The organism is Thermohalobaculum xanthum (assembly GCF_016623495.1).
In the GTDB taxonomy this organism is placed as follows: Bacteria; Pseudomonadota; Alphaproteobacteria; order Rhodobacterales; family Rhodobacteraceae; genus Thermohalobaculum; species Thermohalobaculum xanthum.
In genome coordinates this window covers 159,247-173,556 of the sequence record NZ_JAEHHL010000006.1, presented here as the reverse complement: position 1 = coordinate 173,556, position 14,310 = coordinate 159,247, and the positions used below count along the sequence as shown (strand labels likewise).

14 protein-coding genes and 1 pseudogene are annotated in these 14,310 nt (G+C 67.0%); 6 read left to right on the top strand and 9 right to left on the bottom strand.

Translation table 11 applies throughout. From position 1 onward, the window contains the following. Positions 1-127: 127 nt before the first annotated feature. Together H0I76_RS10590 and H0I76_RS10585 are read left to right on the top strand one after the other, a co-directional pair. Positions 128-2,590 carry a YjbH domain-containing protein gene (locus H0I76_RS10590; protein ID WP_200609838.1) on the top strand — a complete coding sequence of 821 codons (2,463 nt, stop codon included), beginning with the start codon at positions 128-130 and terminating at the stop codon, positions 2,588-2,590. Further along, complete coding sequence (locus H0I76_RS10585; protein ID WP_200609837.1) at positions 2,587-3,300, top strand: YjbF family lipoprotein; 714 nt, start codon at positions 2,587-2,589, stop codon at positions 3,298-3,300. The genes H0I76_RS10590 and H0I76_RS10585 overlap by 4 nt, the downstream gene beginning before the upstream one ends. 117 nt (positions 3,301-3,417) lie before the next feature. Here the strand turns inward: H0I76_RS10585 and H0I76_RS10580 are convergent, their stop codons facing one another. The 3 genes and pseudogenes from H0I76_RS10580 to H0I76_RS10570 form a co-directional block, all read right to left on the bottom strand. Continuing rightward, a complete protein-coding gene (locus H0I76_RS10580; protein WP_200609836.1) occupies positions 3,418-3,666 on the bottom strand; it encodes a hypothetical protein in 249 nt (82 codons plus the stop codon). Positions 3,667-3,701: 35 nt separating this feature from the next. Further along, a complete protein-coding gene (locus H0I76_RS10575; protein ID WP_200609835.1) occupies positions 3,702-4,244 on the bottom strand; it encodes a tetratricopeptide repeat protein in 543 nt (180 codons plus the stop codon). Positions 4,245-4,298: 54 nt separating this feature from the next. Further along, positions 4,299-5,120 (bottom strand): annotated as a pseudogene (locus H0I76_RS10570) (pseudouridine synthase); the annotation flags it as partial. A 100-nt stretch (positions 5,121-5,220) separates the two neighbouring features. Here H0I76_RS10570 and H0I76_RS10565 point away from each other — a divergent pair. Next, on the top strand, positions 5,221-5,679 hold the full coding sequence (locus tag H0I76_RS10565) for a nucleoside deaminase (RefSeq protein WP_200609833.1): 459 nt from the start codon (positions 5,221-5,223) through the stop codon (positions 5,677-5,679). A gap of 33 nt (positions 5,680-5,712) precedes the next feature. Continuing rightward, positions 5,713-6,939, top strand: coding sequence for an FAD-dependent oxidoreductase (locus tag H0I76_RS10560; protein WP_200609832.1), 1,227 nt, complete (start codon positions 5,713-5,715; stop codon positions 6,937-6,939). 585 nt (positions 6,940-7,524) lie between these two features. Here the strand turns inward: H0I76_RS10560 and H0I76_RS10555 are convergent. The 5 genes from H0I76_RS10555 to H0I76_RS10535 are packed head-to-tail and all read right to left on the bottom strand — an operon-like array spanning position 7,525 to position 12,067. Beyond that, entirely contained in the window at positions 7,525-8,514 is a 990-nt protein-coding gene (locus H0I76_RS10555) for an ABC transporter substrate-binding protein (RefSeq protein WP_200609831.1), read from the bottom strand. A gap of 29 nt (positions 8,515-8,543) precedes the next feature. After that, complete coding sequence (locus tag H0I76_RS10550) at positions 8,544-9,518, bottom strand: ABC transporter permease (RefSeq protein WP_200609830.1); 975 nt, start codon at positions 9,516-9,518, stop codon at positions 8,544-8,546. Beyond that, positions 9,515-10,390, bottom strand: a complete 876-nt coding sequence (locus H0I76_RS10545; RefSeq protein ID WP_200609829.1) for an ABC transporter permease — start codon at positions 10,388-10,390, stop codon at positions 9,515-9,517. Before H0I76_RS10545 ends, H0I76_RS10550 begins: the two co-directional genes overlap by 4 nt. Beyond that, entirely contained in the window at positions 10,387-11,250 is an 864-nt protein-coding gene (locus H0I76_RS10540; protein ID WP_200609828.1) for a hypothetical protein, read from the bottom strand. The genes H0I76_RS10545 and H0I76_RS10540 overlap by 4 nt, the downstream gene beginning before the upstream one ends. Then, positions 11,240-12,067 (bottom strand): ABC transporter ATP-binding protein, encoded by an 828-nt coding sequence (locus H0I76_RS10535; protein WP_200609827.1) that lies wholly within the window; start codon positions 12,065-12,067, stop codon positions 11,240-11,242. The genes H0I76_RS10540 and H0I76_RS10535 overlap by 11 nt, the downstream gene beginning before the upstream one ends. A gap of 14 nt (positions 12,068-12,081) precedes the next feature. Between H0I76_RS10535 and H0I76_RS10530 the strand changes: the two genes are divergently transcribed. Next, on the top strand, positions 12,082-12,492 hold the full coding sequence (locus tag H0I76_RS10530) for a cupin domain-containing protein (protein ID WP_200609826.1): 411 nt from the start codon (positions 12,082-12,084) through the stop codon (positions 12,490-12,492). A gap of 9 nt (positions 12,493-12,501) precedes the next feature. Here the strand turns inward: H0I76_RS10530 and hydA are convergent, their stop codons facing one another. Continuing rightward, positions 12,502-13,962, bottom strand: coding sequence for a dihydropyrimidinase (gene hydA, locus H0I76_RS10525; RefSeq protein ID WP_200609825.1), 1,461 nt, complete (start codon positions 13,960-13,962; stop codon positions 12,502-12,504). Positions 13,963-14,021: 59 nt separating this feature from the next. On the opposite strand from hydA, the gene H0I76_RS10520 reads away from it, so the two are divergent. Continuing rightward, on the top strand, positions 14,022-14,309 hold the full coding sequence (locus H0I76_RS10520; RefSeq protein WP_200609824.1) for a hypothetical protein: 288 nt from the start codon (positions 14,022-14,024) through the stop codon (positions 14,307-14,309). Position 14,310 lies beyond the last annotated feature (1 nt).

Genomic DNA, 14,310 nt, shown 5'->3' with positions numbered 1-14,310 from the left:
TTCCCGACGGCGATTCCGACTTGCCGAAAAACGGATTGTGACACCAGTTTCAAATCCGTAGGCTGCCCGCGCGCGATAGAGGCAAGGTCGCGCGGGGAGATCTGCGAGCGGGGGCTCCGAAGGGGTGGTGCGCGACATCAAGTCAGTCGCGGTGCGGCTTTGCGCCTGTGCGGCACTTGCCGCGCCGGTCAGCACGCGCGCAGAGATGCCCGAGGAGCCGCCACGGCCGCACCACAACCTCTATGGCGTGACCGGCCTGATCGACATGCCCTCGGCCGAGATGCAGCCGGACGCCCAGATCAGCCTGACCAGCGGATATTTCGGCGGCTACATGCGCAACACGCTCTCGGCGCAGATCTTTCCGGGCGTCGAGGCCGCGTTCCGATACAGCATCCTCACAGATTTTCTCAGCGCCGGCACCGAGGACCTCTACGACCGCAGCTTCGACATCAAGCTCAGGCTGATCCGAGAATCCGAAATCTGGCCGAACGTGGTCGTGGGCTTCCAGGACTTCCTCGGCACGGGCGTCTACTCGTCCGAATACATCGCGGCGACCAAGCGCTTTTTCGAAGGCAGCGTCGTGCTCACCGGCGGCGTCGGCTGGGGGCGCCTTTCGTCAGCGAACGATGTCGAGAACGTCTTCTGCGCGGCGATCGACAGCATGTGCGACCGCGACGACTTCGACGGCGTGGGCGGCGAAGTGAATTTCGGCCGTTTCTTCCGCGGCGAGAAAATGGGCTTCTTCGGCGGCGTCCAGTGGGACACGCCGATCGACGGGCTTGCCCTGAAGGCCGAGTTGTCGAGCGACGCCTACACGCGCGAGGAACTCTCCGGCAACTTCGACCAGAACATTCCCGTCAACTTCGGGATCGAATACAGGCCCATCGAGAACATCGAGGTCGGGGCCTACTACATGTACGGCTCGGAATTCGGTGTTCGGATCACCATCTCGGGCAATCCCTTCTCGCCGCCCGCGCCTTTCGACACCGAGCCCTCGACCCTCCCGGTTCGGCATCGCAGCCTGCAGCCCAGCACGGCGCCGTCCGTCGGTCTCGGCAAGACCATCGACCTGGTGACCGGGGCCGTCCCGGTGACCGACTACCGCGAAGCCGGGATCAAGAAGGTCACGCTCGAGACAGACCCCGACGGCACCAGGCGCGCGCAGGCGGTCCTTCCGGCTTCGGCCGACGACGCCTGCCCGGCCGCGACCGCCACCGGCATCGATGCCGATCTTCAGCTGATCGACCTCGTTACATACGTGCGCCCGGATGGCCAGGCGATCTGCACGGTCGCACTGCGGCCTGCCGGCGAGCGGGCGATCCGGGCCGCGCGCCGGGCAGCGACCGACTTTTCGACCGACTGGTACGACGACCCCGCCAACCGCGAGCGCGCCGTCGAGGCCCTCGGCGAGGCCCTTGCGACCGATGGTGTCGGGCTCTTCGGCATCGAGCTCTTCGCGACCCGCGCGCGGGTCTATATCGAGAACCGGCGCTTCTTCGCCATGCCGCGCGCCATCGGGCGCACGGCCCGGGCGCTCAGCCGCTCGATGCCGCCCTCGGTCGAGCTCTTCGAAATCGTTCCGGTCGAGAACGGCCTGCCGGTGGCGACGATCGCGATCACCCGCACCGACGTCGAGGACTTCGTCGACCAGTCCGATGGCGCGACCGACATGTGGTCCGCGGCCACGCTTGCCGAGGCGCCCAAGCCGCAGTGGAGCGCCGTCGAGGGGGTCGACAGCCTCTTCCCGCGCGCGTCCTATTCGATCGGTCCCTATGTGCCGATCAACTTCTTCGACCCCGACAGCCCGCTTCGCGCCGATCTGCAGATCCTCGCGCTCGGCACGGTCGAGGTAGCGCCGGGCATATCGGCCTCGGCCGAGATCACGCAGCGGATCGTCGGCAATCTCGACGACATCGAGCGCGACCCGGACTCGGACCTGCCGCCAGTGCGCACCGATCTCGCCGAGTATTTCCGCACCGACACGCCGGTGATTTCACGGCTCACGGCCGATTACGTGACCAAGCTGGACGACGACATCTACGCGCGCTTCTCGGGCGGGCTTTTCGAGCGGATGTTCGGCGGCGTCGGGGCCGAGGTGCTGTGGAAACCGGTCGACCAGTCCTGGGGCATCGGCGGCGAGATCAACTGGGTCCAGCAGCGCGATTTCGAGGGGTATTTCGGCTTCCGCAACTACGATGTGTTCACCGGCCACGCCTCGTTCTACTGGGATACGGGGTTCTACGGCATCTCCACCCAGATCGATGCCGGGCGATATCTCGCAGGCGACTGGGGCGGCACGTTCTCGCTCTCGCGCCGCTTCGCCAATGGCTGGGAGATCGGCGCCTTCTTCACCCTCACCGACGTGCCCTTTGACGAGTTCGGCGAGGGCAGCTTCGACAAGGGCATCACGCTGACGATCCCGTTCAACTGGGTGCTTCCCTTCGACGGCCGCAGTTCGTACTCGACCACGATCCGCCCGGTGACGCGGGACGGCGGGCAGCGCCTGATCGTCGCGAACCGGCTCTACCCGACGGTGCGCGACAATGATCGGGGCGGTCTGAAGACGCGCTGGGGAGGGTTCTGGGAATGATCGGCTCCCGCACGCAACTGCGTCACGCGATGACCGCCCTGGCGGTGCTGCTGTCCGCATGCGGCAGCGCGAGCGAGCAGCTGGGCCCGCTCGGCGAGCTTGCAGAGGTCGCGGCAAGCAGCATCCGCACCGGCCGCGCCGAGGAGCCCCCGCTCGTGATGCCGGAGGGCGCGATACCGGCCGACGTGCTGGCGCAATCGCCAGAGCCGATGATCGCGCTCACGCTCGGCGGCGTTCAGCGCATCATTCTCAGCGCCGCCCCCTATGCAGCGGATGACCAGCAGAACTTTCAGGACCAGAACCGTCGCGGCATCAGGATGCACGAAGGCGCGGTGTCGGGAACCTATGGCTTCGGCATCGACCTGCTCGCCGTGCGCTTCCAGCGAGACGATCCCGTGGCCCACCCGGTCCCCCTGATCCAGTGGCCGGGACAGGTGGATCGCGAATACCAGTACCGGCAACGCGACCTCTACAACTACTCGATCGTCGTCAGCTGCGTCTTCGACCGGGTGGTGCGCGAGAACATCGAGGTCATCGAGCGATACGAGACCGTGCGCATCGTCGAGACCTGCACCAATCAGCGCCGCAGCTTCGAGAATACCTACTGGGTCGAGCCTGACTCGGGCACGATCCGGCGCTCGCAGCAGTGGACCGGGCCAACCACCCGGCCGGTCATCGTCGAACTGCTGAGAGCATCCGCAGAAGGCTGACCGCGTGACCCGCAGATAACGCGGGATGCAAAAAGCAAACGGGGCCCTTCAGGGGCCCCATAGCATAGCTCGGACATCTTGCATGGCGGCAGGTCTGGGCTGCCGCTCCGGCAAGCCTCAGTCGGACGGCGAGGGCGTCGTCGTGCCCGTCGTCGAGGTGGTCGAACCACCGCCGCCGCCACCGCCCGAAAGCGCGATCGCGACGCCGCCGCCGATCAGCGCAGCCGCGCCAACCGCGACCGCCGCGGGCGGAATGGCCGCCGCCGCCTTGTCGTCGGCCGGAACGCCTGCAACCTGGGCCTGCCCCGCCATGGGCGCCAGCGCGGTCAGGATCGCGGTGAAGCCCGCTGCTGCAATCTTTCGCATGGATACTGTTCCCGTCATCACACTATACACCCCGCTCAGCCAGCACGATCAGCGCGCAGCTGCTCGATGTTCTTGAAGGCGAGGTTGGCGATGGTCGTCCGTTCCTCGGTGACCTTGCCCTTGTAGATCGTCTCCTTGACGATCACGAGGTTGCCGTTCTCGACGGCCTTGTCGTACTGGACCTGCGCGGCGTCCCATTCCCCAAGCTCGTGATGCGCCACGCCCAAGGACAACGCGACGGTTGCATCCTTGGGATGGTCCTGAGCCATTTCCGAGAAATGGTCCTTGGCTTCTTCGAAGCGCTGGTCGCGCAACATCGCGAAGCCGCGATTGAGCTCTTGCTGGTATTCGGCTTCCTGTGCGGCGGTCTCTGTATCAGGTCCACCGGTCGACCCCGAGCACCCGGCCAATCCAAGGCACACGGCGGCCGCAACAACCACTGCGAAACGTTTCACTTCACCCTCCGTCCAAACACTCGCGGACGCCCCATATCGGTCGCCACGAATGGCGGCCACGCAAACATCAAGGATTGATAGCACATTCGGGATCGCAATGGAAAGCGCCACCGTTCCCGCCATGCGCCGTTTCGGTCGTTGCGCCCTGTACGGCGCTCATCGCTTGCGCGATGCGCCACCAAGCTGATCGGCGAGAACTTTCGAGCGCACTTCCTCGACCGCCCCGGCCGCGAGATCGCCAAGCTGGAACGGGCCATAGCTGAGCCGGATCAGGCGGTTGACCGTCAGTCCGACCGCCTCCATCGCCCGTCTGACCTCGCGGTTCCGCCCCTCGCGCAGGCCGACGGTGAGCCAGGCATTCGACCCCTGCTGGCGGTCGATCGTGACGGTCATGGGCTGGAATCGCTCGCCATCGACAATGATGCCCTTTCGCAACGGCTCCAGCGCCACGTCGTCGGGATCACCGTGGACACGGACCCGATACTTGCGCAGCCAGCCGGTCGAGGGGAGCTCGAGCCGGCGCTTCAGCTCGCCGTCATTGGTGAGCAGCAGCAAGCCTTCCGAGTTCAGGTCGAGCCGCCCGATCGTCATCACCCGCGGCAGCTCGGCCGGCAGGTGGTCGAACACCGTGTCGCGACCCTTCTCGTCGCGCGCCGAGGTCACAAGCCCCGCGGGCTTGTGATAGCGCCAGAGCCGTGCCGGCTCGGGTTCGGCGACAGGCTTGCCGTCGACCTCGATCCGGTCGGCAGCCGTGACGGTCACCGCGGGCGTGTCGAGCACCCGGCCGTTGAGACGGACGCGGCCATCCGTGATCATCCGCTCGACCTCGCGGCGCGATGCGACGCCGGCGCGGGCGAGGCGCTTGGCGATCCGCTCCGGCCCGTCGGACACGGGGGCGGCCGCCACGGTCCTTGCGGAGGTCTCGCGGGTCGCGCGGCCGGTGCCTGTGGGCTTGCCGCCCTGACGCGGGCCGGGACGATGTGAGGGAGGTCTTGCCATGCGCCCCCTCTACGCCAGACGATCCGGCTTGGCGAGGGGAAAGCGGCGCGGCAGACGCGGAGATTGCGCCGCCCCCGCTTCCGGGGCATCGTCGCGCGGCATGAAATTCGTCTCGCATATGGACCGGGCGCTGGCCGAGGCGCGCGCAGCCGCGGCGCGGGGAGAGACCCCGGTCGGCGCCGTCGTCGTCGCGCCCGGAGGGCGCGTTCTGGCCGCCGACGGCAACCGCGTGCGCGAGCGAGCCGATCCCACGGCGCATGCCGAGATGCTGGCGCTCCGCGCGGCCGCGGTCGCCCTGGGCTCGGAGCGGCTCACGGACTGCGATCTCTACGTCACGCTGGAGCCCTGCCCGATGTGCGCGGGCGCGATCTCGCTCGCGCGCATCCGCCGGCTCTACTACGGCGCCGAGGACCCCAAGACCGGCGGCGTCGCCCATGGCGCGCGGGTCTTCTCGCACCGCCAGTGCCACCACGTGCCCGAGGTCTATGACGGCATATCGGCGGCCGAGTCCGCCGATCTGCTGCGCGACTTCTTCGCCATGCGTCGCAACGCCACTTGAGAGGCGGACCGGCGCGGTTTAGCTCTGGAAGCCATGGAAACGATCGACACCGATATCCTCGTCTCCGGCGGCGGCATCGCCGGGCTCGCGGCCACCCTGCGGCTCGCCGCCGAGGGGGTGCGCGTCGCCTGCGTCGACCCCCTGCCCGCCGCGGCCGAGGGGCCGGACCTGCGCACCACCGCCTTCCTGATGCCGGCGGTCGAGACGCTGACCCGCGCCGGCGCGTGGCAGGCGATGGCGCAAGCGGCGACGCCGCTCTGGACCATGCGGCTGGTGGATGCCGGGGGCGAGGCGCGCCATGTCCGCGAGGACTGCCCCTTCGACGCGCGCGAGATGGGCGACCGGCCCTTCGGCTTCAACGTCACGAACCGCGCGGCGCGGCGCGCGCTGGTCGACGCGATCGCCGCGACGCCCCATGCCCGGCTGATCGACGGGACGACGGTCACGCGGGTGCTGCGCCGGACCGCCGAGGCGGTGGCCCGGCTGGGCGACGGGCGCCAGGTCCGCGCGCGGCTGGTCGTGGCCGCCGACGGGCGCGACTCGGCGCTGCGCGAGGCGGCGGGCCTAGGCGTCCGGCGCTGGCATTACGGGCAGAGGGCGCTGGTGTTCTGCGTGACCCACCCCGCCCCGCACGAGGGCTGTTCGACCGAGATCCACCGCACGGGCGGCCCGCTGACGCTGGTACCGATGCCCGACATCGACGGGCGGCCCTGCTCGTCGGTGGTGTGGATGGTGCCGAACGCGCGGGCCGACGAACTGGCGGCGATGGACGACACGCGCCTCTGCGTCGAGATCACGGCCGAGACGATGGGCATCTTCGGGCCGCTCGAGGTGGCGAGCCCGCGCGCGGTCTGGCCGATCATCGGCCAGCTTGCCACCCGGCTCTGGGCCGAGCGGCTGGCCCTGGTCGCCGAGACCGCCCATGTCATCCCGCCGATCGGGGCGCAAGGGCTGAACATAAGCCTCGCCGACATCGAGTCCCTGGCCGGGCTGGTCGCCGCCGCCCATCGCGAGGGGCGCGACATCGGCGCGCCCGACCTGCTGTCGCGCTACCACCGGGCCCGCTGGCCCGAGATGGCGGCGCGCGTCGCCGGGGTCGATGCCCTGAACCGCTTTGCCCAGGCCGAGGCCCAGCCGGTCCGCGACCTGCGCCGGCTGGGGCTCAAGGCGATCCACGGGATCGCGCCGGTGCGGCACCTGGCGATGCGCCTTGGGATGGGAATGGGAAACCAACGTAATAAAGGCAACAATCTTAACTAATGACACATGGATCCTTGATTTGAAATTTAACAAAATCATTGTTATTTTATTAATATTATCGCCACTCTTTTTCATTTTATATCATAAATACATTTTCTTTTCGCATCGCGCTCAAATCACGGTCACAGACAATGACGCTGTTGAGGATTGCTATCCAAGGAGGACCAAGTTGTTCGGCTCGAAATCGAGAAGCTCGGCCCCGACGCACGGATATGCAGGATACTGTGGAGCAATCTTTACGGATATGGGCGATTACAGGCTCCCGTATTCCTATGAGTTCTGGGGAATCCACCAGGGCCGAAAGCACCTTCAGGCAAACCTGAAGGAGGGATGTCGGTATCAAGTCACCATTGTTGGTTACGGGGGCAAATTCGAGAAGGGAGACAGGCCCGTATATCCGATCCGGCAAACGATCACGCGGATCAACCGTGAACTGGGATGCCAAACGATCCCCGAACAGGGATCCCCGCAACAGGAAGTCGGGAGGGATGGTGACTGAAGGGAGCGATCCGGCCGCGACTTGAAGCCGAGCATCTGGGCGCGCCCCGGCCTCTCCAGCCGGAGCGCGCAGGCAGTCTCAGCGCCTCACTTCAGCGCCGCATCCGTGATCTCGTGCGTCCAGGCGCCCTCGGGTGCCTTGGTGATCACCGGGTCCGAGCCGCCGCCCAGCAGGGTGGCCACCGTGCGCTCGTAATCGGCGGGGTCAAGGCTGCCGTCCGAGCCCGCGGTGAGCTTGGCGACCTCACCCATCATGCGCTTCTGGTGCTTTTCCGTCTGGGCGCCGGTCGCGTCGTTCTCGAGCACGATCTCGGCGGCATCGTCGGGGTTCTCCTCGGCCCATTTCCAGCCCTTCATCGAGGCGCGGACGAAGCGGATCATCTTGTCCTTGAAAGCCTCGTCCTTCAGGGCATCCTCGAGCACGTAGATGCCGTCCTCGAGCGTGGCGACGCCCTGGTCCTCGTACTTGAAGGTCACCAGCTCCTCGGGCGTGATGCCGGCGTCGATCACCTGCCAGTACTCGTTGTAGGTCATGGTCGAGATGCAGTCCGCCTGCTTCTGCAGCAGCGGGTCGACGTTGAAGCCCTGCTTGAGCACCGTCACGCCGCCGGCCGAGCCGTCGGTCGGGATGCCCAGCTTCGACATCCAGCTGAGGAAGGGATACTCGTTGCCGAAGAACCAGACGCCCAGCGTGCGGCCGGGGAAGTCCTCGGGGCCAGTCACGCCGCTTTCCTTCAGGCAGGTCAGCATCATGCCCGACGACTTGAAGGGCTGGGCGATGTTCACCAGCGGCAGCCCCTTCTCGCGCGTCGCCAAAGCCGAGGGCATCCAGTCGAGGATCACGTCCGCGCCGCCGCCGGCCAGCACCTGGGCGGGGGCGATGTCGGGGCCGCCGGGCTTGATCTCGACGTCGAGACCTTCCTCCTCGTAGAAGCCCTTGTCCTTGGCGACGTAGTAGCCCGCGAACTGCGCCTGGGTGACCCATTTGAGCTGCAGCGTGACCTTGTCGGCCGCCTGCGCCGCGCCCGCGGCCATCGCCAGTGCCGATGCCAGCGCCAATCCGAACACCTGTTTCATGATGGTTCTCCCTGTCGTGAACCTTGTCGTTACCGGCCCGAACCCCGGACCGAAGGGTGCCAGAAGGTCACCGCGCGCTCGATCAGCACCACGGCGCCGTAGGAGGCCGACCCGGCAAGCGCGGCCACCGTAATCGTCGCCCAGACCATGTCGATGTTCATTCGCCCCACCTCGGTCGAGATGCGGAAGCCCATGCCCACGATCGGCGTGCCGAAGAACTCCGCCACGATCGCGCCGATCAGCGCAAGGGTCGAGCAGATCTTGAGCCCGTTGAAGATGAAGGGCGCCGCCGCCGGCAGGCGCAGCTTGAACATCGTCTGCCAGTAGGACGCCGCCCAGGTGCGCATCAGGTCGGCCTGCATGCGGTCGGCGGACTTGAGCCCCTCGACCGTGTTCACCAGCATCGGGAAGAAGCACATCACCACCACGACCGCGGCCTTCGAGGGCCAGTCGAAGCCGAACCACATCACCATGATCGGCGCGATGCCGATGATCGGCAGGGCCGCCACGAGGTTGCCGACCGGCAGCAGGCCGCGCTGCAGGAAGGGCGAGCGGTCGATGGCGATGGCGGTGAGGAAGGCCGCACCACAGCCCAGCACGTAGCCCACCACCGCGCCCTTGAGATAGGTCTGCACGAAATCGGCCCACAGGATGCCGGTCGAGGTGATCAGCCGGTCCCAGATCATCGAGGGCGGCGGCAGCAGCACCGGCGAGATCTTGGCCGCGCGCACCACCCCCTCCCACAGGAACAGCACGGTCGCCCCGAACAGCACCGGCACGAGAATCCCGAGCGCCGAACGCAGCCGGGGCGAGGTACTGGTGTCGAGCCGCGAGATCCACTCGACCAGCGCCCAGCACGCGGCCCATGTGGCGACGATCCCGACCCAGACCGTGGCTCCCGCCGGGTTGTCGGGCTCGATGCGCACAAGCGTCGTGCCGGCCGCAACCGCCGCGGCGACGCCGATGAGCCATCCCACCTCGGTCGAGGACCGCCGCGCCTTCATGCCCGCGCCCCCATCCGCGCATTGACCATGCGGCTGGCGAGCCCGATCAGCGCAACCAGCCCAGCCGCCAGGAAGGCGGCCGCGAACAGCGCCGACCAGATCTGGATCGTCTGCCCGTAATAGCTGCCCGCCAGCAGCCGCGCGCCCAGCCCCGCGACCGCGCCGGTCGGCAGCTCGCCCACGATGGCGCCCACGAGGCTCGCGGCCACCGCCACCTTCATCGAGGTGAAGAGATAGGGCATCGCGGAGGGGAAGCGCAGCTTCCAGAAGATCTGCGCGCGGCTGGCGGAATAGGTCGTCATCAGGTCAAGCTGCAGAGCGTCGGGCGAGCGCAGCCCCTTGGTCATGCCGACCACGACGGGGAAGAAGCTCAGATAGGTCGAGATCGTCGCCTTGGGGATCAGCCCCGACAGCCCGACCGAGTTCAGCACCACGATTATCATCGGCGCGATGGCGAGGATCGGGATGGTCTGCGAGGCGATGACCCAGGGCATCACGCTCATGTCCATCGCCCGGTTGTGGACGATGCCGATGGCCAGCAGCATCCCCAGCACCGTGCCCATCACGAAGCCAAGGAGCGTGGCCGAGAGCGTGATCCAGCCGTGATAGATCAGGCTGCGCTTCGACGTGATCTTCTTCTCGACGGTGGTGTCCCACAGCTCGGCCGCGACCTGGTGGGGCGCGGGCAGGACGGGCCGCTCCTGCGCCATGGTGGCGGGGATGAGCTCGGCCAGCCCGACAGTCTCGCCCGCCCGCGCGGCCTGATCGTAGACCCAGGGGGCGTTGAGGATGACGGCCGCGAAATACCAGAGCACGACGATGGCCGCGACGACCGCCAGGACCGGGGCGATGTGGTGGAGGATGCGTGTCATTGCCCGGCCTCCATGTACAGGACGCCCGGGGGCGGGATGAAATCCAATTCGGGCACATGCGAACTCTCCAGCCAGTCGACGACGGCGGCGTCAAACGCGAAGAGATACTCGATTGGGATTTCCTTGTCGGTGAAAGCCAGGGAGAGATAGACCCGCGGCAGCGGCCGGTAATCGAGATCGCAAAGCCGCTTGCCGTTCCATGGGAGCGGCGGACTGCATCGGGCGGCAAGGGGAATCCCGGAGCGCAGCGGATGCCGGTCCGGAAGGGCGATGTAATACGCGCCGTTGTCCGTGTGATGCGGCCGGCCCGGCTTGGGCTGATAGCAGACCTCCCATCCCTTGGGCGTCTCCTCGCAGCGCCCGAGCTTCCGGCTCACTTCGGAGAGATGAAAGACGGAGTTTTGCAAAAAGAGATGGTCGGTTCCAGGCCGGAACGCCAGCGCATCGGCCCCGCGCAGCTTCACGAACTCCGCGATCCGACGAGGTTCTGCACTTTCAACCTTGGGCGGAATCTCGAAGGAAAAGGCCACGGTCGCCGTCTTGGTGACGATCGGATTGCCCGGGCAGCCCTCCGGTGCTGATGGGTCAGGAGCCTCAGGTCTGGGCTCGAAGGTGTCATAGAGGTATTGCAGCGAACCCGACGGAAACCCGAACGCGATTCCGGTCGCGAGGCGGAGGTAGACCTTGCCATCCGCTTCGGTCGGGCAGAGGTCCGGATCATACTGCAGCGTGTCTGCCTGTGCGTCGGGCGACGCAAGCGAGCCGACGATCACGAATGCGGCGGCGGTACGGGCGACCCTGCGCCATGACGTCCGCCGCGCGCAGCGCGAGCGAGTGGCAGGCACCGCCTTACACATCATAGCTGTGCCCTGCCCGCAGCCCCTCGCGCACGCGGTGGGCGATTTCGAGGAATTCCGGCGTCTCGCGGATCTCGAGCGGGCGCTCGCGCGGCAGGGGGGATTCGATCACGTCGGTCACGCGGCCGGGGCGCGGGCTCATCACCACGATCTTGGTCGAGAGATAGACCGCCTCGGGGATCGAGTGGGTGACGAAGCAGATCGTCTTGCGCGTCTTGGCCCAGAGGCGCAGGACCTCCTCGTTCAGGTGGTCGCGCACGATCTCGTCGAGCGCGCCGAAGGGCTCGTCCATCAAGAGGATGTCGGCGTCGAAGGCCAGCGCACGGGCGATCGAGGCGCGCTGCTGCATGCCGCCCGAGAGCTGCCAGGGGAACTTCTTCTCGAAGCCCGCAAGCTCGACCAGTCCGAGCACGCGGGCGACCCGCTCGGCCTGCTCGGCCTTCGAGTAGCCCATGATCTCGAGCGGCAGTCGGACATTGGCGCCGATGGTCCGCCACGGGTAGAGCCCCGCCGCCTGGAAGACATAGCCGTAGGCGCGGGCAAGCCGCGCCTCGCGCGGGCTGACGCCGTTCACGGTGATGGTGCCCTCGGTCGGCTGCTCGAGATCGGCGATCACCCGTAGGAAGGTGGTCTTGCCGCAGCCCGAGGGGCCGATGAACGAGACGAAATCGCCCTTGCCGATGCTAAGATCGACGCCCGTGAGCGCATGGACCGGCCCGTCGGCGGTCTGGAAGGTGAGGCCGAGCCCCTGCGCCTCGATCACCGGGCCGGAAGTCCGGGCGAGGTCGTCCCTGTCCGTTTTCGGAGCCGCCGCCGTCATGCTGGAGAACACCCATGCCTGATACCACCGCCCGAGGCTGCCGCGTCATCCGCCCGGATGCCAGCTATTCCGGGAAGCAGGGCTTCGATTACGACGCCGGCATCTCGGCCGAGAGTGTCGGCGCCACCGGGATCTGCATGCATCTGCTTACCATCCCGCCCGGCGGGCGCGCCAAGGCCCACCTGCACGAGAGCCACGAGACCGCGATCTACATGCTGAAGGGCGAGAGCGAGATGTTCTACGGCGACGATCTTGCCGAGCACATCGTGCTGCGCGAGGGCGAGCTTCTCTACATCCCGCCCGGCGTGCCGCACCTGCCGATGAACCGCACGGACACGCCCGCGACCGCGGTGATCGCGCGCACCGACCCCAACGAGCAGGAGAGCGTCGTGCTGCTGCCGCATCTGGACGCCAGGGTGCCGTGACACCGCCACTCAGACCCCGCTCGGGATGTTCATCGGGTCGCGCTCGACCTTGCGGGGCGAGTTCAGCTCCTTCCACTTCGACAGCGCCCGGTTGGCCGAGGAGAACGGCGGGCGGGGCACGAAGCGGCCGCGGCCCGGTTGCGGCTGGCTGTTCTGGCCCCAGGCGAAGATCACCTCGCCGCGGCTGAGGGTGTAGCGCGGCTGGGCGGTGACCTTGCGGCCCTCGAAGACGTTGTAGTCGAGCACGGATTTCTGCGTCGAGGCCGCGATGGTCTTCGAGATCGAGGGGTCCCAGACCACGATGTCGGCGTCCGCGCCGGGCACCAGAGCACCCTTCCTGGGGTAGATGTTCAGGATCTTGGCGATGTTGGTCGAGGTCGCGGCCACGAATTCCTCGGGCGTCAGGCGGCCGGTGTCGACCCCTTCGGTCCAGAGCACGCCGAGCCGTTCCTCGAGCCCCCCGGTGCCGTTCGGGATGCGCGTGAAGTCACCGTCGCCCATATGCTTCTGCGCGGTGGTGAAGGCCGCGTGGTCGGTGGCCACGACCTGCAGCGAGCCCGCGGCGAGGCCGGCCCAGAGGCTGGCCTGGTGCTCCTTGTTGCGGAAGGGGGGCGACATGACGCGCCGGGCCGCGTGCTCCCAGTCCTTGTTGAAATACTCGCTCTCGTCGAGCGTCAGGAACTGGATCAGCGGCTCGCCATAGACGCGCATCCCCTTCTGGCGCGCGCGCCGGATCGCCTCGTGCGCCTGCTCGCACGAGACATGCACGATGTAGAGCGGCGTGCCGGCGGCATCGGCGATCATGATGGCGCGGTTCGCGGCCTCGCCCTCGACCTCGGGCGGGCGGGAATAGGCGTGGCCCTCGGGGCCGGTGATGCCCATGGCGAGGTATTTCTTCTGCAGCTCGGCGACGATGTCACCGTTCTCGGCATGGACCATCGGCAGCGCGCCCAGTTCCTTGCAGCGCTGGAAGGACGCGTACATCTCGTCGTCCTCGACCATCAGGGCGCCCTTGTAGGCCATGAAGTGCTTGAACGAGTTCACGCCCATGTCGACGACCTGGGCCATCTCCTCCCAGATCTGCTTCGACCAGCCGGTGATGGCCATGTGGAAGCCGATGTCCGAGCAGATCTGCTTGCCCGACTTGCGGTGCCATTCATTGACGGCGTTCACCAGCGAGCCGTCCTCGCCCGGCAGGACGAAGTCGATCAGCATGGTCGTGCCGCCCGCCGCCGCGGCCCAGGTGCCGGACTCGAAGGTCTCGGCCGCCGTGGTGCCCATGAAGGGCATCTCGAGATGCGTGTGCGGATCGATGCCGCCGGGGATGACATAGGCCTCGGAGGCGTCGATCGTCTCGTCGCCCTTGAGGTTCTCGCCGATCTCGAGGATCGTCTCGCCGTCGATCAGGACATCTGCCTTGTACTGCCGGTCGGCGGTGACGACGGTGCCGCCCTTGATGACTTTGGTCATTCTTCTCTCCCTGTATATGCGGCATCCTGAACGCGAGCCATGGTTCGCGGAGGAAACGCATGCCTTCGAAGGACGACGCCCTGCGACTTCTCGATGAGTTGCTCAATGCATGTGAGGACGCCGAGCTTAGCGGCGTGTCCATCACTGCACTTTGGATCCATCGAAGACTGGAAGCGGAACTCGATCGGAAGCTCGAGTCCATGCCGACATGCTGTTCCGCGATGGAGGAACGCTTTCAAAAGGGCCGCGATCTGTTTAGGCGCGGCAAGAACCGATGCGAATGGTATGGCGAGATTAACGCCGAGCACAGCTCCACGTTCGAAGTATTCTTCGCGCTCCCGAGATAGG